Here is an 18,821-nt window from a genome sequence, read left to right as displayed (position 1 = left end):
TAGAGGAGAAGAAGAGATGGGCAAAGACACTACTACCGCTCCGTCGCACACCCCCCCCCCCCCCCCCCCCCCCCCCCCCCCCCCCCCCCCCGCCTGGTGGGTTTCGGGGTTCATCGGTGGCTCGGTCCGGCCCTCCTCGGCCGTTCCGGTACGGCATTTCTCACGGTGCGGTGTGCTGTGCGCCGGCGGTCCGGTCCGTGCTCCCTTCGACGGTTTCGCGTGGCTTGTGCCGGTGGTGTGAGGCGTGGGGGTGCTGTGGCGAAAGGGGAGGGAGCGGGGGTACGGTAGCCGCTTGTCACTCTCCGGAGTCATGGATCTTTCCACATCGCCTTGCTTGTCCACAGATTTGCGAATTCCCCTGGCTTTTTTGGGTGTTCGCATTCACTCTGGGTAGTGGAAAGAGTGCAGGGTGCATGGGAATGAAAGAGGAAAGGAGGGAAGCGGATGGACGCGGTGCGGATCATCGCGGCCAGCCGACGCGGGCTGGCAGAGGCGAACACGGTTCAGGGAGTGATCGTCGAGGCATGGCAGGCGCAGGCCTTGGCGGAGGCGGTAGGCAGCCATCTCGCGATATTCGGGCCGTACGAAGTGCGGTCCAGGGCCCGGGGATTGGGCGACGCAGGCGGGCGGTTCAGCGGGGGACTGCTGTGCCCGGCGTCGGTCGGCGGTGGGCTCCGGGCGGCTCAGCTGTCCGAAGTGCGCGATGCCAAGGCGGCGTTAACCGGCCTGTGCCTCCTGCTGCGGGAGGTGTGCGAAGCGCTGGTGGCGGTGGTGCTGCTGGCGGACGGGGAGGGGATGTACTGGACCTGCGTCGAGGCGATGGACACGGTCGATGAATCGAGAGACCGCGTGGCCGGAATACTGGAGAAACTGGAGGTGCGCGACCGGAACCCCGCCTGAGCGCCACGGCACCGCACGGACCGCGCTACCGCGCGAGGCAAGCCCCGAGCGGTAATCCACCGACCGCGGGCCGGGAGAGCTCACGCCCCACACCCGACGCGACGCCGCCCGAGCCGTCGCGGACACCCCGCCTGCCACTGCCTGCGCCTGACGGCACCGCACGCACACGCCATCCCTGCGCTCGCCCACCACATGTCTCGCACCCCCCACGGCCCGGCCCGGCCCGGCCACCGCCGGCCGTGCCCACGCCCCAAGCCACTCATGCCCGGTGCCACCCGCCGCACCGAAACGCTCTCCGGCGATGGTGTCTCAACACACTCACCGGGCGACTTGCCCCGTGGGCCGCAGTCATCCTTCGCGACGCGGGGACCACCTACGTAGAGGTCTCCCCGTCCGGCGATGGGCTGCACATCTGGGGTCGCGCTGACGTCCGGCAGGGGCGGCGCATTCGACGCCCCGACGGTACGGCCGTGGAGATCTACGGGACCGACCGCTACATCACAGTGACGGGCCGCCGACATGGCAGCAGCCCGTCACTACTGGGCGATCTAAGCGCGGTCGTTACTCGCCTGATTACTTGCGCTTGATCTCGTCGCGAAGTTCGCGGATCGCTTTGAGGGCACGGATCAACCCCTTGCACCAATATGGTGTCCGGTCAACTGCGTATTTAGCGCTTGCCAATGCGGCGCCGACGCCCGCAGCCCATGTCGCCCAATCGTGGTTGCCCATCCTGCCTTGACCTTCCCTGTTGAGGTGAGTGGTCGGGCCGGGTGGGGGGCATGCCTCGGCCCGACCACACGGGTAACTGTGCGTGTGATCGAAACCGAGAGTCATGCCCAACGAGGCCCCCACTTGGGGGCCTGCACGAGTCTCGACTGTAAGCCCCCCAGAGGGGGGCTCTTTGAGTCTCCGTTTCGGCATTGGGCACCCCGGTGGGCGCGCGTTGGATCGCACCCGGTGGAGGCTGCAGCGTCAGCTGCGTGTTGCCCAATTCGTTTAGACAACCGTACCCGAACTCCACCCCGAAGGAGGTCAGATGGCCGGATGATCTCGGCGCAGGTGCAGTCGCAGCTGAGGTGACGCCGGGCGGGTCGGCGCTGTCGCGGAAAACCGGTGGGGCTCGGGCTGTCCTGCGGCAATACTCGGACGGGTGTTCCTGACGATAACCACCACCGGCAGCGCCGACCGTCCCGCGACCGACCTCGGCTTTCTGCTGCACAAGCATCCCGACAAGGCGCAGCGGTTCTCGACGTCGCAGGGCACCGCGCATGTCTTCTATCCCGAAGCCGACGCACAACGGTGCACCGCCGCACTGCTGTTGGAGGTCGATCCCATCGCCCTGGTGCGCAAGAGCCGCGGCAAGGGCCGTGGCGGCGCGCCGGATTCGGCGCTGGGCCAGTATGTGAACGACCGTCCGTACGCGGCCTCCTCGCTGTTGGCGGTGGCGCTGGGGAGCGTCTTCGCGAGCGCCATGAAGGGGCAGTGCACGGCACGGCCCGAGCTGGTGGCGCAGGCGCTGCCGTTGCGTATCGAGGTGCCGGTGCTGCCCGCCCGGGGTGGCCCGGAGCTGGTGGACAAGCTGTTCCGGCCGCTGGGCTGGACGGTGCGGGCCGAGCCGGTACCGCTGGACGAGACATTCCCGGAGTGGGGCGACTCGCGCTATGTACGGCTCGTGCTGGAAGGGAAGTGCCGGCTGGCCGAGGCGCTGCGGCATCTGTATGTGTTGCTGCCGGTGCTGGACGACGCCAAGCACTACTGGGTCGCGCCTGATGAGGTCGACAAGCTGCTGCGGGCCGGTGCGGGCTGGCTGGAGGGCCATCCGGAGCAGCGGGTGATCGTCGGCCGCTATCTCGCGCGGCGCTGGTCGCTGACGCGCCGGGCCATGGAACGGCTGGAACTGGAGCGGCTGGCCGAGTCGGACGACGTGGCCGCCGAAGAGCTCGACAACGCCGTGGACGAGGAGGCGGACACCGAGGAGAAGCCGGTGCCGCTCGCCGTCCGGCGGCGGGAGGCGATCCTCGCGGTCCTGCGCTCGGTCCGGGCGGCGCGGGTGCTCGACCTGGGCTGCGGGCAGGGCCAGCTGGTCGGCGCGCTGCTCAAGGAGGGGCAGTTCACCGAGATCGTCGGCGTGGATGTGTCGATACGGGCGCTGCACGAGGCGCGGCGGCGGCTGCGGCTGGAGCGGATGTCCGAGCGGCAGTCGGAGCGCGTACGGCTCGTACAGGGGTCGCTGGCGTACACCGACGGCCGGTTGAAGGGGTATGACGCGGCGGTGCTCAGCGAGGTCATTGAGCATGTCGATCCGGCGCGGCTGCCGGCGCTGGAGTACGCGGTGTTCGGGTCGGCCAGGCCGGGCACGGTCGTGGTGACGACGCCGAACGTCGAGTACAACGTGCGCTGGGAATCGCTGCCGGCCGGCCGGGTGCGGCATGCGGACCACCGCTTCGAGTGGACCCGGGAGGAGTTCCGGCAGTGGGCGCGCGGGGTCGCCGCCCGGCACGGCTACGAGGTGAGCTTCGGCCCGGTGGGACCGGACGACCCCGAGGTCGGCCCGCCCACCCAGCTCGCGCACTTCCGCAGGGCCGGCGACGACAGCAGCGGCCCTGAAGGCAGTGGGAGCAACAGCCGGGAAGACAGTGCTGCGGGCAGCAGCGCTTCGACGAGGGGGAAGGAGGTCGCGGCATGACGGACGACGACCGTACCGAGTACGGCGAGAAGAACGCGCACCCGCACGAGCACCCGCACACGTACCCGCACGCACACCCGCATGAGGGCCCACAGGAGAGCGGGAGCGCACAGGACAGCGGTCCCGGCCAGGAGCGCGGGGAGCGGGCGCAGCCCCGGCCCGAGCGGGCGCCGCGTACGCTCGCCGTGCCCGACCTCTCCCTCGTGGTGCTGATCGGAGCCACCGGCTCCGGCAAGTCCACCTTCGCCGCCCGGCACTTCCGGCCGACCGAGGTCCTCTCCTCCGACGTCTGCCGGGGGCTGGTCAGCGACGACGAGAACGACCAGAGCGCCAGCGGCGATGCCTTCGACGTCCTGCACTTCATCGCGGGCAAGCGGCTGGCCGCCGGCCGGCTGACGGTCGTGGACGCCACCAATGTGCAGTCCGAGGCGCGGACCCAGCTGGTGCGGCTGGCCCGGGAGCATGACGTCCTCCCGGTGGCGATCGTGCTGGACATCCCCGAGCAGGTCTGCGCCGCACGCAACGCGGCGCGCGCCGACCGGGCCGGGCTGCCGCGCCGGGTCATCCAGCGCCACCAGCGCGAACTCCGCCGTTCGCTGCGCCACTTGGAGCGGGAGGGTTTCCGCAAGGTGCATGTCCTGCGGGGCCCGGAGGAGGTGGCGGCCGCCGAGGTCGTCACGGAGCGGCGGTTCAACGATCTGCGCCATCTCACCGGTCCGTTCGACATCATCGGCGATATCCACGGCTGCCGTTCCGAGCTGGAGACCCTGCTCGGCAAGCTGGGCTATGCGCTGGTGCGCGATGCGCTCGGCCGGCCGGTGGACGCGGCACACCCCGAGGGCCGTACGGCGGTCTTCGTCGGTGACCTCGTCGACCGTGGGCCGGACAGTCCCGGCGTGCTGCGCCTGGTGATGGGCATGGTCGGGGCCGGGCACGCGCTGTGTGTGCCGGGCAACCACGAGAACAAGCTCGGCCGCTACCTCAAGGGCCGCCAGGTCCAGCACACCCATGGGCTGGCCGAGACCATCGAGCAGCTGGACAAGGAGGACGCCGCCTTCCGTACCGAGGTCGGGGAGTTCATCCGCGGCCTGGTCAGCCACTACGTCCTGGACGGCGGCGACCTCGTGGTGTGCCACGCCGGCCTGCCGGAGAAGTACCACGGCCGGACCTCGGGACGGGTGCGCTCCTTCGCGCTGTATGGGGACACGACCGGCGAGACCGACGAGTTCGGCCTGCCGGTGCGCTACCCCTGGGCCGAGGACTACCGCGGCCGTGCCGCCGTCGTCTACGGCCACACCCCCACCCCGCGCGCCACCTGGCTCAACAACACCCTCTGCCTGGACACCGGCTGTGTCTTCGGCGGTGCGATGACCGCGCTGCGGTGGCCGGAGCGCGAGCTGGTGGACGTACCGGCCGAGCGGGTCTGGTACGAGCCCACGAAGCCGCTGCTGACCGAGGCGCCCGGCGGAGCGGACGGGCGTCCGCTCGATCTGAAGGATGTGACCGGGCGGCGTGTCGTGGAGACCCGGTACATGGGCCGTCTCGCGGTCAAGGAGGAGAACGCCGCGGCCGCGCTGGAGGTCATGAGCCGTTTCGCGATCGACCCGCGGCTGCTGCCGTACCTCCCGCCGACGATGGCGCCCTGCGCGACCTCGTCGGAGGAGGGGTACTTGGAGCACCCCGCGGAGGCGTTCGCCGGCTACCGGGCCGACGGCGTACGGGAAGTGGTGTGCGAGGAGAAGCACATGGGGTCCCGTGCGGTGGCGCTGGTGTGCCGCGACGAGACCGTGGCCGGTGAACTCTTCGGTGTGCCCAAGGGGGTGTCGGGCGCGCTGTACACCCGTACCGGCCGGCCGTTCTTCGACGGCCAGGAGGCGACCGAAAGCCTTCTGCGGCGGGTCCGGGACTGCGCCGAAGAGGCCGGTCTGTGGGACGAGCTGGAGACCGACTGGCTGCTGCTGGACGCCGAGCTGATGCCCTGGTCCCTGAAGGCGACCGGTCTGCTGCGCAAGCAGTACGCGGCGGTGGGCGCGGCGTCCGGTGCGGCGTTCCCGGGCGTGCTTCGTGCGCTGGACGCGGCGGCCGCCCGCGGGGTCGAGGTGGCACCGCTGCTCGGCCGGCAGCGGGACCGGGCGGCGGACGCGGCCGCGTTCACCGAGGCGTACCGGCGCTACTGCTGGCGAGTCGGGGCGACGGCGGCGGACGCCGGGGCACCGCAGGAGCCGGACGCCGGGGCACCGCAGGAGCCGGGCGGCGGCGCCGGGCTCGGGGAGCTGGACGGGGTGCGGCTCGCGCCGTTCCAGATCCTCGCGGTGCGGGGCCGCAGCCTCGCCGGGGTGGCGCACACCGAGCAGCTCGCCCTGCTCGACCGGCTGATCGCGGCCGAGGGCGCGGTGGCGGCCCGGGACGGCGGGACGGGCGGCGGCACCACGGACCGGCCGGGGCTGCTCGCCACGACCCGGCGGATCCTCGTCGACACCGAGGACGAGACCTCGGTCGCGGCCGGTATCGCCTGGTGGCAGGAGCTGACCGCCGCCGGCGGTGAGGGCATGGTGGTCAAGCCGGTGCGGGCACTGATCCGGCAGGCCGACGGCCGGCTCGTCCAGCCGGGCGTCAAGTGCCGTGGCCGCGAGTACCTGCGGATCATCTACGGGCCGGAGTACACCCGTCCGGAGAACCTCCGGCGGCTGCGCGTCCGGCACCTGGGCCACAAGCGCTCACTGGCCCTGCGGGAGTACGCGCTCGGCCTGGAGGCGCTCGACCGGATGGCGGACGGCGAACCGCTGTGGCGGGTCCACGAGGCGGTCTTCGCGGTGCTCGCCCTGGAGTCGGAGCCGGTGGACCCGCGGCTGTAGGCGGGCCGGGAGGGGGAGGGGCGGATAGTTCCTCGCCCTCCCGGCCGTCGCAGACCACCTAAGGGCCGTGGCGGCCGATCGCGAACCGCGGCCCCCGGCGCACTCCTGGGGCCCACGGGACTGCCGGTGCTTTCGGGCAACTCCCGGGCCCGACCGGACCGACATCGCCCGACTCCCTCCGCCGAGCCGTCCGAGCGGCCAAGATGGGTGGATGGGATTCCAAGTCGACTCCGAGGCCGGGCGGCTGCGCCGGGTCATCCTGCACCGCCCCGATCTGGAGCTGAAGCGGCTCACGCCCTCGAACAAGGACGCCTTGCTCTTCGATGACGTCCTGTGGGTGCGCCGGGCGCGGGCCGAGCACGACGGTTTCGCGGATGTGCTCCGGGACCGGGGGGTGGAGGTGCACCTCTTCGGGGATCTGCTGGCCGAGAGCCTCCAGATCCCCGAGGCGCGGCGGCTCGTCCTCGACCGCGTCTTCGACGAGAAGGAATACGGGCCGCTGGCCACCGACCATCTGCGGGCGGCCTTCGACGAGCTGCCGGTGCCGGAGCTCGTCGAGGCGCTGGTCGGCGGCATGACCAAGCGGGAGTTCCTGGAGCGGCACGCCGAGCCGACCTCGGTCCGCTTCCATGTGATGGATCTGGACGACTTCCTGCTGGGCCCGCTGCCCAACCACCTCTTCACCCGCGACACCTCCGCCTGGATCTACGACGGGGTGTCGATCAACTCGATGCGCTGGCCCGCCCGGCAGCGCGAGACCGTGCACTACGAGGCGATCTACCGGCACCATCCGCTCTTCCGCGGTGGGGACTTCCACGTCTGGTCGGAGGGGCAGGCGGACTACCCCTCGACGATCGAGGGCGGCGACGTCCTGGTGATGGGCAGTGGCGCGGTGCTGATCGGGATGAGCGAGCGGACCACTCCGCAGGCCGTCGAGCTGCTGGCGCGGGGGCTGTTCGCGGCGGGTTCGGCACGCACGATCGTGGCGCTCGATATGCCCAAGCGCCGGGCGTTCATGCATCTGGACACCGTCATGACGATGATCGACGGAGATACCTTCACCCAGTACGAGGGCCTGGGGATGCTCCGCTCGTACACCATCGAGCCGGGCTCGGGGGATCAGGACCTCAAGGTCACCGACCATCCGCCGGAGCATATGCACCGCGCCATAGCGGCCTCGCTGGGGCTGGCGGACATCCGGGTGCTGACCGCGACCCAGGATGTGCACTCCGCCGAGCGTGAGCAGTGGGACGACGGCTGCAATGTGCTGGCGGTGGAGCCGGGCGTGGTGGTGGCGTACGAGCGGAACGTCACCACGAACACCTTCCTCCGCAAGCGCGGCATCGAGGTGATCACGATCCCGGGGAGCGAGCTGGGGCGCGGTCGCGGCGGACCGCGCTGTATGAGCTGTCCGGTGGCGAGGGACGCGGTGCCGGGGGCAGCCTGAGCGTGCCGGGTACTCCGCCCGGGAGGAGGGGCCGGACCCGTACGGCAGCCGACGGCCCGTATAGGGATACGTCTGTTCGTATATAATTCCAGGGTCCGAGTCCGTCCCGACCGCCGCGAACCCAGGAGTCCACCCATGGCGATAGACCTCACGGGCCGCCACTTCCTCAAGGAGCTGGACTTCAGCGCCGAGGAATTCCGCCGACTGATCGACCTGGCGGCCGAGCTGAAAGCTGCCAAGCGCGCCGGCACCGAGGTCCCCCGTCTCCGGGGCAGGAACATCGCCCTGATCTTCGAGAAGACCTCGACCCGGACCCGCTGCTCCTTCGAGGTCGCCGCAGCGGACCAGGGTGCCTCCACCACCTACCTCGACCCGTCCGGCTCGCAGATCGGGCACAAGGAGTCGGTGAAGGACACCGCCCGGGTCCTGGGCCGGATGTTCGACGGTATCGAGTTCCGCGGCAGCAAGCAGTCCGACGTCGAGGAGCTGGCCGCCCACGCCGGGGTGCCGGTCTTCAACGGACTGACCGACGACTGGCACCCGACCCAGATGCTCGCCGATGTGCTGACCATGGTCGAGCACGGCCGGGGCCGCCCCCTGACGGAGACCGCCTTCGCCTATCTTGGCGACGCCCGGAACAACATGGGCAACTCCTACCTCGTCACCGGCGCCCTGCTCGGCATGGACGTACGGATCGTGGCGCCCCGGCAGTTGTGGCCCGAGGAGACGGTCATCGCCGAGGCGCGGCGGCTGGCCGACGGCTCCGGCGCCCGCATCACGCTCACCGAGGACGTGGCCGAGGGCGTGCGCGGTGCGGACTTCGTGACGACCGATGTCTGGGTCTCCATGGGCGAACCCAAGGAGGTCTGGGACGAGCGGATCGCGCTGCTCGCCCCGTACGCGGTCACCATGGACGTGCTGCACGCCACCGGCAAGCCGGAGGTGAAGTTCCTGCACTGTCTGCCCGCGTACCACGACCTGGGCACGGCGGTCGGCCGGGAGATCCACGCGCGGCACGGGCTGTCGTCGCTGGAGGTCACCGACGAGGTCTTCGAATCCGCGCACTCCGTCGTCTTCGACGAGGCGGAGAACCGGATGCACACCATCAAGGCGGTGCTGGTCGCGACGCTCGCCCGTTAGGGCCCGGCCGGGTGCGCACCGCGCAAACAGCGCACCGCATAGCCATACACGCAAATGGGCGATCATACGGTTTCGGCGGTTACCATCGATCCGCTCGCGGGGTTCGGACCCACCGGTCCGGACCCCGCTCCGTGTGTGGCCTCACCCCCGCCGCGCGCGTCGCACCACCAGAGAGAGAACCACACCGTGCGCCCGCCCTTCCTTGGTCCGTCCGGACTGCGCATCAAATCGCCCGACCTCCTCATCGCCGAATCGGGCGCGGACCTCGAAGGCAACGGCCTCCGGCGCAGCATGGGGCTCTTCCAGCTCATCTGCTTCGGCATCGGCGCCATCGTCGGCACCGGCATCTTCGTCGGCCTGTCCGACACCGTCGCCGAGGCCGGTCCCGCCGTCATCGTGTCCTTCGTCCTGGCGGCCGTCACCTGCGTCTTCACCGCCTTCTCCTTCGCGGAGCTGGGCGGCGCGATACCGGTGTCCGGCAGCGCCTACTCCTACGCCTACGCCACCCTCGGCGAGCGCCTCGCCTTCCTCGTCGGCTGGTGCCTGCTGCTCGAATACGGCATCTCGGTCTCCGCGGTCGCCGTCGGCTGGGGCCAGTACCTCAATGAGCTGCTCGGCAGCCTGACCGGCTGGCAGCTGCCCGCCGCGCTCTCCCAGCCGCCCGGCGACGGCGGCATCGTCAACATCCCGGCCGTCGTCGTGATGCTGCTCGCCGCGCTGCTGCTCGTCCGCGGCATCCGGGAGAGCGCCCGCGCGACCGCCGCGATGGCCGTGCTGAAGCTCGCGATCCTGGTCCTGTTCTGCGCGATCGGCTTCAGCGCCTTCCAGGCCGGCAACCTCTCGCCGTTCGCCCCGGAGGGCGTCGCCGGCATCACCTCCGGCGCCTCGCTCGCGTTCTTCTCCTACATCGGCTTCGACGCGATCACCACGGCCGGTGAGGAGGCCAGGGACCCGCGGCGGAACATCCCCGTCGCGATCATGGTCTGCATCGGTGTGGTCACCGTCCTGTACTGCCTGGTCGCGGTCTCCGCCATCGGCGCGCTCTCCGCCGGCGAGGTCGGCGGGCGGCCCGCCGCGCTCTCGCTGATCGTCAACCACGTCACCCACTCGACGCTCGGCGGCGGGGTGATCGCGTTCGGCGCCGTCGTCGCCATCGCCTCGGTCGTCCTCGCGGTCATGTACGGCCAGACCCGCATCCTGATGTCGATGGCGCGGGACGGCCTGGTCCCGCGGATCTTCGAGCGGGTCTCGCCCCGGACGTCCACCCCCGTCGCCAACACCTGGATCGTCGCGGCCGTCTTCGCCGTGCCGGCCGCGGTCGTCCCGTTGGACGCGGTGATGAACCTGTCGACCATCGGGACGCTGGCGGTGATGGCGGTGGTCAACCTCAGCGTGATGGTGCTCCGCCGCACCCGCCCCGATCTGCCGCGCCGCTTCCGCGTCCCGCTCTTCCCGGTCAGCCCGGTGCTCGGCATCGCCTTCTGCCTGTATCTGATGTACGGCACCGGTCCGGCGACCTGGCTCCAGTTCGCCGGGTTCCTGGTGGCCGGCGCGCTGGTCTACGCGTGCTACGGGCGCCGTCGCTCGCGGCTCGCGGCGGCTCCGCAGGACCCGGCGGCCGGTGCCGACGCGGCCGGTGCCGACGCGACCGGCGAGGGCGCGACCACCGTCAGCGCCGGCGCGGGCGCCGCACACCGGGAAGGGTGAACCAGACGGCCTTGCCGCGCGGCGTCGGGCGACAGCCGGAGGCCGCGCTGAGGGACCGGATCAGCAGCAGCCCGCGACCGTCGTGCTCCCCGCGGGCCGGGCCGGGGGAGGGGCCGTCGGTGTCGGTGCCGGTGCCGGTGCCGGTGCCGTGGGCGGCCGTGGCGCCGGCCTCGGCGTCGTCCGCGGAACGGGTGTCCGCCGAGCCGTCGGCGCAGGTGTCGCGATCGGCTCCGGCCTTCCCGTTGTCCTCGTCGGGCCCCTGACCTTCCCCGTCCAGCCCCAGCCCCAGCCCCTGCCCCTGCTCCTCCCCGCCCTCGCCCGTCCCGGCGCCGTCTCCGGACCGCCCGGCCTCCGCCACCTGCTGCGTTGGCACCCGGCCGTCCGGCGACCGGCCGGGTGACGGGCCGGCCGACGGCCCGACCGGCGGCCCGGCCGGGGTACCGCCCGGCGGCCCCACCGCCGGGCCGTCCGGCGCGCCACCGCCCGGTGCCCCCAGGGGGACCGGATCGCCCAGGCCCTCCACGAGCAGCGGGCTGTCGTCGTGTACCTCGATCCGGCAGCCCGCCGGCCGCTGTTCCACCACCAGCTCGATGGGGTCGGCGCCGCAGGTGTGCTTGAGCACGTTGGTGACCAACTCCGTGGTCAGGAGTTGAGCGGTGGTCCGGTCGGCCGTCACCCGGAGATCCTGCATGGCGGTCCGGACCATGGCACGGGCGATGGGGACGGCGGTCGCGCCACGCGGCAGCGCGATGCGCCAGGTCACAGGGGTGGGCGGTTCCAGCATGCGCGGTGCGTCCGTTCGCGAGAGGCCGGGTCGGCGGCCTGAGACCGGATCGGGTCCCTCCACCGTAGAAAGCGCAGAGGCGGGGGAGCAGGGGCGAGCGGCCGGGGATCGGATGACCTACGTCATGCGGGGGCCGGGACCTTCGGCGGGTCCACCCTGGCGGCCCCGGCGGGTGGCGGGCCGCCGTCGTCGGCCGTGTCGTATCGCGTCCTCATGACGACAGTCATAAACGAGTGATAACTTCGAGGGGCATCCGGAACAGCATCCACCGGCCGACCCGGCCAAAGGGGGCAGGCAGCCCGATGAGCCCGTTCGCAGGATCCGCCCGCAGTACCGAGACCTGGCAGCACCTTCGTGTGACGCGGCAGGACGGGGTCGCCACCGTCACCCTGGCGCGCCCGGACAAGCTCAACGCGCTCACCTTCGAGGCCTACGCCGACCTCCGCGACCTCCTCGCCGAGCTGTCCAGGGAGCGTTCCGTACGCGCCCTGGTGCTCGCGGGAGAGGGGCGCGGATTCTGCTCCGGCGGCGACGTCGAGGAGATCATCGGCGCCACCCTGGGCATGGACACCGCCCAACTGCTGGACTTCAACCGGATGACCGGGCAGGTCGTCCGGGCGGTGCGGGAGTGCCCGTTCCCGGTGATCGCGGCGGTGCACGGGGTCGCGGCGGGTGCGGGCGCGGTGCTCGCGCTGGCCGCGGACTTCCGGGTCGCCGACCCGTCCGCCCGGTTCGCCTTCCTCTTCACCCGGGTCGGGCTCTCCGGCGGCGACATGGGCGCGGCCTATCTCCTGCCCCGCGTCATCGGCCTCGGCCACGCCACCCGGCTGCTGATGCTCGGCGACACCGTCCGCGCACCGGAGGCCGAACGCCTCGGCCTGATCAGCGAGTTGGCCGAGGAGGGCCGGTCCGACGAGGCGGCCGCGGCGCTCGCCCGGCGGCTCGCCGAAGGGCCCGCGATGGCGCACGCCCAGACCAAGGCGCTGCTCACCGCCGAGCTCGATATGCCGCTGGCCGCCGCCGTGGAGATGGACGCCGCCACCCAGGCGCTGCTGATGAACAGCGACGACTACGCGGAATTCCACGCCGCCTTCACCGAGAAGCGGGCCCCCAAGTGGCAGGGGAAATAGCCATGCGGGTCGCCGTCATCGGCGGCGGGCCGGGCGGACTGTACGCCGCGGTGCTGCTCAAGCGCCTCGACCCCACCCGCGAGATCACCGTATGGGAGCGCAACGCACCCGAGGACACCTTCGGGTTCGGCGTCGTGCTCTCGGATGAGACCCTCGGCGGCATCGAGCACGCCGACCCGGAGGTCTACCGCGCCCTCCAGGCGGAGTTCGTCCGCTGGGACGACATCGACATCGTCCACCGGGGCCGCACCCTGACCTCCGGCGGACACGGCTTCGCGGCGCTCGGCCGGCGCCGGCTGCTGGCCGTACTCCACCGGCGCTGCCGCGATCTCGGCATCGAGCTGCGCTTTTGCACCGAGGCCCCGCCCGCCGCCGAACTGGCCCGTGCCTACGACCTGGTGATCGCCGCCGACGGGGTGCACAGCACCACCCGCACCGCGCACGCCGACGCCTTCCGCCCGCAGCTGACCACCCACCGCTGCCGCTACATCTGGCTCGCCGCCGACTTCGCCTTCGACGCCTTCCGCTTCGAGATCGCCGAGACCGAGCACGGCGTGGTCCAGCTCCACGCCTACCCCTTCGCCCGGCCGGAGGGCCCGGCGGACGGCGCCAGCACGGTCATCGTCGAGATGCGCGAGGAGGTCTGGCGGGCGGCCGGGCTCGACCGCTGCGATGAGCGCGAGTCGGCCGAGTGGTGCGCCAAGGTCTTCACCGACGCCCTGCGCGGCCGGTCGCTGCGCGGCAACAACTCCAGCTGGATCGCCTTCCGCACGGTCGTCAACGACCGCTGGTCGCACGGCAACACCGTGCTGCTCGGCGATGCCGCGCACACCGCGCACTTCTCCATCGGCTCCGGCACCAAACTCGCCGTCGAGGACGCCCTGGCGCTGGCGGCCTGTCTGGACGAGCAGCCCGACACGGCCCGCGCGCTGGCCGCGTACGAGGAGGAGCGCCGCCCCGTCGTCGCCTCCACCCAGCGCGCGGCCCGCGCCAGCCTCGCCTGGTTCGAGGAGCTGGCCACCTATCTCGACCAGCCGCCGCACCAGTTCGCCTTCAACCTCCTCACCCGCAGCCGCCGCGTCACCCACGACAATCTGCGGCTGCGCGACCCCGGATTCGTCGCGGCCGTCGAGGACGAGGCGGACACCCCGCCCGGCACGCCCCCGATGTTCCTGCCCTTCCGGCTGGGTGAGCTGACCCTGCGCAACCGCGTCGTGGTCTCCCCGATGGACATGTACTCCGCCGCCGACAACAACGGCACCCCCGGCGACTTCCACCTCGTCCACCTCGGCGCCCGTGCGCTGGGCGGGGCCGGCCTGGTGATGACGGAGATGGTGTGCGTCAGCCCCGAGGGGCGGATCACGCCCGGCTGTACGGGGCTGTACGCGCCGGAGCACGAGACGGCCTGGCGTCGGGTCACCGACTTCGTGCACACCTCCGCCCCCGGCACCGCCATCGGCGTCCAGCTCGGCCACTCCGGCCGCAAGGGCTCCACCCGGCTGATGTGGGACGGCATCGACCAGCCGCTCCCGGACGGCAACTGGCCCCTCGTGGCGCCCTCCGCGCTGCCCTACCGCCCCGGCGTCAACCAGACCCCGCACGCCCTGACCGAACCCGAACTCGCCACCCTCCGCGAGCAGTTCGTCCGCGCCGCCGAGTCCGCCGCCCGGGCCGGCTTCGACCTGCTCGAACTCCACTGCGCCCACGGCTATCTGCTCTCCGGCTTCCTCTCCCCGCTCACCAACCACCGCACCGACGCCTACGGCGGCGACCTCACCGGGCGGCTGCGCTTCCCGCTGGAGGTCTTCGACGCGGTCCGGGCCGTCTGGCCGGCCGGGCGCCCGATGACGGTCCGGATCTCCGCGACCGACTGGGCGGACGGCGGTACCACCGCGGCGGACGCGGTGGCGATGGCGCGGGCCTTCGCCGAGCACGGTGCCGACGCCATCGATGTGTCCACCGGCCAGGTGGTGCCCGACGAGCGCCCCGACTTCGGCCGCTCCTACCAGACCCCGTTCGCCGACCGTATCCGCAACACCCTCGGCGTGCCGGTCATCGCGGTCGGCGCCATCTCCTCCTGGGACGACGTCAACTCCCTGGTGCTGGCCGGACGTACGGACCTGTGCGCGCTGGCCAGGCCGCATCTGTACGACCCGCACTGGACGCTGCACGCCGCCGCCGAACAGGGGTACGCGGGGCCGGGCGCGCCCTGGCCGCTCCCCTACCAGGCGGGCAGCCGCACTCCGCCCACCGGACGCCTGGACGCGCCGAAGCCCCGCCTCACGCTGCGGTGACGGGGGAGGCACGGGCAGCGGGGCGGGGCCGTTCGCGGGGCCGGTCCGGAAGGACGCCCACGGGCAAAGAGGCCGGTCAGCGGTCCGGCGGGCCGGTGCGGTGGTCGGCCGGGGGGCCGGTCAGGGCGGTGTCGGTACGCAGCTGACCTGCGCCGAGACCACCGGCCGGCCGTGCTGTTCGACGGCGACCTCGACCTGCCGGCGGTCGTCGTCGCCCCGGCCGGTGGTCCGCGCGTGTACCCAGGACGGCGCGTCGAGTTCGGCGTAGCGCGAGAAGGAACACTCCATCGAGACCGGCAGGGTGACGCCGGGCGTGGCGGCCTGCGCGGCCTGCCGGGCGGCCTCGACCATCAGCATGCCGGGGGCGTGGTCCACGGGGTGGTCGAAGAGAACCGGGTGCGAGGTGTCCACCCGCAGCTGCCAGTGGTCGGGGCGGTCGGTGGGGGAGAGCACCACATCGCGTTCGTGTTCCCGGGCGACCAGCTGCGGGTTCACGGCCCCGGGCAGCGGCAGCGTACGGGAGTTGGCGAACGCCAGATCGCCGTACTCGCCGCGCAGCCGGCGGTAGACGGCCGGGCTGTGACAGGAGTAGTCGAGCGTCGCGGAGGCCAGCTCGGCGCCGTCGCACCGGATCCGGAACTCCTGGAGGGCGCTGACCAGCCGTTTGCCACGGTGAACCATGTCGCGGTCGGTGATGTGCAGTTCGACCTCGGCAGGGTGCTGCGCGGTGCGCAGTGCCTGCGGCGCGAGGTCGTAGCTGACCCGCTGCCAGATGATGGGGTGGTCGAGCGGCACCCGGTGCGCGACATGGCTCAGTAATATGCCGGCCTGCCGCACCGTCTCTATCAGCAGGATCGGGTCGTGCATCCCGTGGAGCGGCCCGTAGAAGGTGTGGGCGCGCGGCCACTGGGCGCTGACCACCCAGCTGTCCGCGCCACCACGCCACCAGTTCGTCAGGAACACCTCGGACAACGCGTTGCGGTGGACGTACTCACGCGGCACGGTCGTGGTGAGCGACGACGGTCGGATTCCGTCGGCGGACCCGCCTCCGATGTCGTGGCGCTGATCGCGCGAGTACGGCGTGAGCGTGGCGCTGGCCATAGGTGGTTCCTTTCTGTGGTGCGGCTCTCAGCGCCCTGACGGGCTGAGGCTTGGTCACGGCCCAACACACTAAGATACGGACCATGTGGTTTGTTTTCCAGAGCCAGGAAGGAGCCGGCGGCTCCGCCAGGGCAGTGGCCCGGGACGTCAGACCGGGATCTTGACGCAGCGGCCGTGCGGATCCAGATGGCTCAGCGCACCGGGCGAGGCGAGGCCCGGAAGCGTGTGCTTCCACAGGGCCGTGACCCGCTCCGGGAGATCGGCGCGGTTGGTCGCGGCGCGCGAGAACAACTGCACGCCCATGTAGGCGGCGACGAAGAACTCGGCCGCCCGGTCCGGTGCCACCCCGGGCAGCAATTCCCCGTTGTCCCGGGCCTCGGTGAACATCGTGGTGATGATGTCGGTCCACGCCTGGTACGGCACCAGCGGATCCTCGCTGAAGGTCGTCTCCACCGCGATCCGCGTGCCGGCCTGGAGCAACGGATCGCTGCGCAGGGCCAGTGCCACCTGGTGGGTGAAGTCGATGGCGTCCTGGAGCCGGGACTCGCTGACCTGCGGCAGAAAGGGATCGGTCTGCTCCGTTATGACCGCGCGGGCCAGTGCGTCCTTGGACGTGAAGTGGAAGTACACCGCTCCTTTGGTGACCCCGGCGCGCTGGATGATCTCGGCCATCGTGGCGGCCTGGTACCCGCGGGTGCCGATGACATGAGCCGCCGCTTCGAGGACGGCGCGTCGGGTGCGCACAGCGCGTTCCTGCTTGACCACCGATCATCCTCCGTATGCTCTCTTGGAGTTGTTGTGCCTGAGTGCGACCCGCTGCCCGTGGCCGCGCAGTCTATTTCCGCATCATAAAGAAGCCAACCATGCGGTATTGAATTTGCGCCCGGTCCGGAGGCGGGCCCCTCGGGCGTGAACCGGTGCCGTCCTCCGTGGCGGCGCCATCGAGTGCTACGAGCGCGAGGAGCTGTCCGATGTCCCCCACCGTCGTCCCCGCCATACCCGCAGTACACCGCGAGGTCCGGCTCGCGGACCGGGTCGAAGGCGAGCTGACGGCACGCCACTTCACGATCGCCGAGGTCCCCGTGCCCGAGCCGCGGGCGGGGGAGGTGCTGGTGCGCAACCGCCTGATGGCGGTGACCGCGGTGATGCGGTCGCAGATGACCGGAATCCGGCTGCCGATGCCCTCATTCGTACCGGGCGAGGCGCTGTGGGGCGCGGCGGTCGGCGAGGTGGTGGCGGCGCCCGGAGGCGGCTTCACCCCCGGCGACCTGGTCCATCACCCCTGCGGCTGGCGGGAGTTCGCAGCGGTCGACGCGTCGCGCGTACGGCGCCTCGACCCGGACGCGCTGCCGACCGCCGCCGCGCATCTGTCGCAGGGCGCGACCGCCTGGGGTGCCTTGCGCCGGGCCGCCGAGGTCAGGCCGGGGGACACCGTGTTCATCAGTGGCGCGGCCGGCGGTGTGGGCAGCATGGCCGGGCAGCTCGCGCGGCGGCTGGGTGCCGGGCGGGTCGTCGGCAGCACCGGCTCGGAGCGCAAAGCCGCGCGTCTGCGCGCCGAGTTGGGCTACGACGACACGATCGTGCGCGGCGCCGGGCCGATCGAGCGGCAGCTGCGGCGGGCCACGCCGGGCGGTATCGATGTGCTGCTGGACACCGTCGGCGGCGAACAGCTGACGGCGGCGCTCGCGGTGGCCCGCCCCGACGCGCGGTTCGCGCTGGTCGGCGCGCTCTCCAGTCAGCTGGGCGGGGACCGCGGCGGCATCGCCCCGGTGGAGCTGGACCCGGGGCTGATCATCACGCGGCGGGTGGCCCTGCGCGGGTTCGGGCTGCACGCCCACCCGGACCTGCCGCAGGAGTGGACGAAGGAGTTCGGCCAGGGCCTGCGGGAGGGCACGCTGGTCTTCCCGCACGCCCTTCTGAAGGGAATCGAACAGGCGCCACAGGCGCTGCGCGAACTGACGCAGGGTCGTCATATCGGGGCCGTGCTGGTCGAGTTGTGAGGCCGGGGCATGAGGACCGGGGCGGGCCCGGTTCAGCCGGCCGCCGGAAGCTGCGCCGGAGCCGGGACGGCGGCCGGGATCCGGCCCGGTGCGGCCGGCAGCAGCGCCCACAGGTCGACGATCGCCTCGCGGTCCCACCACGTCCCGTCCTCACCGCCCAGATGCAGCAGACCGACCACGATCGAGGTCAACAGCTGGGCCGTCCGCCGCGGTTCGGTGTCCGTCGCATGCGGCCCGGCCGGTCCGCCGGTCCCGCAGGTCACCGCTTTGTCGAGAAACAGCGCATACCAGCGCTGCTCCAGGGCGTAGATGCCTAGCCCCGGCGCGGTCTCCGGCCGCAGCTGCAGGCCGGCGCGGAGCACCGCGTCCGACTCCACCCGGCCGAACAGCGCGGTGGTGAAGTCCCGTACGGCGGCGGTCAGCGGCTGCGTGGAGCGGGTGAAGGCGTCCTCCAGCTCCTGTAGGGCCTCCAGCGCCGCGTCCCGCACCGCGAGCGTGAGGTCGTCCTTCGAGGTGAAGTGGAAGTAGAGGGCTCCCTTGCTCAGGCGGGCCCGCCGGCTGATCTCGACCATGCCCGCTGCGGGAACCCCCTTCTCCAGGAAGGTCTCTGCGGCCGAGCGGATGAGTGCCTGGCGGCTCTGGATGGCGCGATGCTGGGTGGGCACGGTGTCCGTCCCGTCTCTAGTACGGCTGCGAGCTCATTGCAGTCTACATAGAAAACCAACCATGCGGTTCGATATGCTCCACGGGATTGGCCGGAACTGGCGGGCCCTGACG

13 protein-coding genes are annotated in these 18,821 nt (G+C 71.8%); 9 read left to right on the top strand and 4 right to left on the bottom strand.

Translation table 11 applies throughout. The features are described from left to right. The first annotated feature begins 444 nt into the window (after positions 1-444). The 6 genes from ACZ4XD_RS33725 to ACZ4XD_RS33700 all read left to right on the top strand — a co-directional run bounded on the left by ACZ4XD_RS33725 (position 445) and on the right by ACZ4XD_RS33700 (position 10,735). Positions 445-900, top strand: coding sequence for a DUF6099 family protein (locus ACZ4XD_RS33725; RefSeq protein WP_468048527.1), 456 nt, complete (start codon positions 445-447; stop codon positions 898-900). A 1,150-nt stretch (positions 901-2,050) separates the two neighbouring features. After that, positions 2,051-3,586, top strand: a complete 1,536-nt coding sequence (locus tag ACZ4XD_RS33720; RefSeq protein WP_468048525.1) for a 3' terminal RNA ribose 2'-O-methyltransferase Hen1 — start codon at positions 2,051-2,053, stop codon at positions 3,584-3,586. After that, positions 3,583-6,441 carry a polynucleotide kinase-phosphatase gene (locus ACZ4XD_RS33715; protein WP_468048523.1) on the top strand — a complete coding sequence of 953 codons (2,859 nt, stop codon included), beginning with the start codon at positions 3,583-3,585 and terminating at the stop codon, positions 6,439-6,441. The genes ACZ4XD_RS33720 and ACZ4XD_RS33715 overlap by 4 nt, the downstream gene beginning before the upstream one ends. 211 nt (positions 6,442-6,652) lie before the next feature. Beyond that, positions 6,653-7,888: an arginine deiminase gene (locus ACZ4XD_RS33710; protein ID WP_042159658.1), complete on the top strand. Its 1,236-nt coding sequence runs from the start codon at positions 6,653-6,655 to the stop codon at positions 7,886-7,888. Positions 7,889-8,023: 135 nt separating this feature from the next. After that, entirely contained in the window at positions 8,024-9,028 is a 1,005-nt protein-coding gene (gene argF, locus ACZ4XD_RS33705; protein ID WP_468048520.1) for an ornithine carbamoyltransferase, read from the top strand. Between the two features lie 186 nt (positions 9,029-9,214). Then, entirely contained in the window at positions 9,215-10,735 is a 1,521-nt protein-coding gene (locus ACZ4XD_RS33700) for an amino acid permease (RefSeq protein ID WP_468048517.1), read from the top strand. On the opposite strand, the gene ACZ4XD_RS33695 is transcribed toward ACZ4XD_RS33700, so the two are convergent. Further along, positions 10,698-11,519, bottom strand: coding sequence for a hypothetical protein (locus tag ACZ4XD_RS33695; protein ID WP_468048515.1), 822 nt, complete (start codon positions 11,517-11,519; stop codon positions 10,698-10,700). The genes ACZ4XD_RS33700 and ACZ4XD_RS33695 overlap by 38 nt on opposite strands. Positions 11,520-11,821: 302 nt before the next feature. Here ACZ4XD_RS33695 and ACZ4XD_RS33690 point away from each other — a divergent pair, with 302 nt between their 5' ends. Then, on the top strand, positions 11,822-12,649 hold the full coding sequence (locus ACZ4XD_RS33690) for an enoyl-CoA hydratase family protein (protein ID WP_468048513.1): 828 nt from the start codon (positions 11,822-11,824) through the stop codon (positions 12,647-12,649). A gap of 2 nt (positions 12,650-12,651) precedes the next feature. Continuing rightward, positions 12,652-14,943, top strand: coding sequence for a bifunctional salicylyl-CoA 5-hydroxylase/oxidoreductase (locus ACZ4XD_RS33685; RefSeq protein WP_468048537.1), 2,292 nt, complete (start codon positions 12,652-12,654; stop codon positions 14,941-14,943). 120 nt (positions 14,944-15,063) lie between these two features. On the opposite strand, the gene ACZ4XD_RS33680 is transcribed toward ACZ4XD_RS33685, so the two are convergent. Together ACZ4XD_RS33680 and ACZ4XD_RS33675 are read right to left on the bottom strand one after the other, a co-directional pair. Next, entirely contained in the window at positions 15,064-16,044 is a 981-nt protein-coding gene (locus tag ACZ4XD_RS33680; RefSeq protein WP_468048511.1) for a ScbA/BarX family gamma-butyrolactone biosynthesis protein, read from the bottom strand. A 147-nt stretch (positions 16,045-16,191) separates the two neighbouring features. Then, on the bottom strand, positions 16,192-16,788 hold the full coding sequence (locus ACZ4XD_RS33675; RefSeq protein ID WP_259670209.1) for a ScbR family autoregulator-binding transcription factor: 597 nt from the start codon (positions 16,786-16,788) through the stop codon (positions 16,192-16,194). Positions 16,789-17,015: 227 nt separating this feature from the next. Here ACZ4XD_RS33675 and ACZ4XD_RS33670 point away from each other — a divergent pair, with 227 nt between their 5' ends. Then, positions 17,016-18,044, top strand: a complete 1,029-nt coding sequence (locus ACZ4XD_RS33670) for an MDR family NADP-dependent oxidoreductase (protein ID WP_468048508.1) — start codon at positions 17,016-17,018, stop codon at positions 18,042-18,044. A gap of 32 nt (positions 18,045-18,076) precedes the next feature. Here ACZ4XD_RS33670 and ACZ4XD_RS33665 read toward each other — a convergent pair whose 3' ends face one another. After that, complete coding sequence (locus ACZ4XD_RS33665; protein WP_468048506.1) at positions 18,077-18,709, bottom strand: TetR family transcriptional regulator; 633 nt, start codon at positions 18,707-18,709, stop codon at positions 18,077-18,079. Between the last annotated feature and the right edge of the window lie 112 nt (positions 18,710-18,821).

It is taken from the genome of Streptomyces sp. NPDC029466 (genome assembly GCF_055574515.1).
Note: the sequence above shows the minus strand (reverse complement) of the source record. Positions and strands in the feature narration are given on the sequence as shown.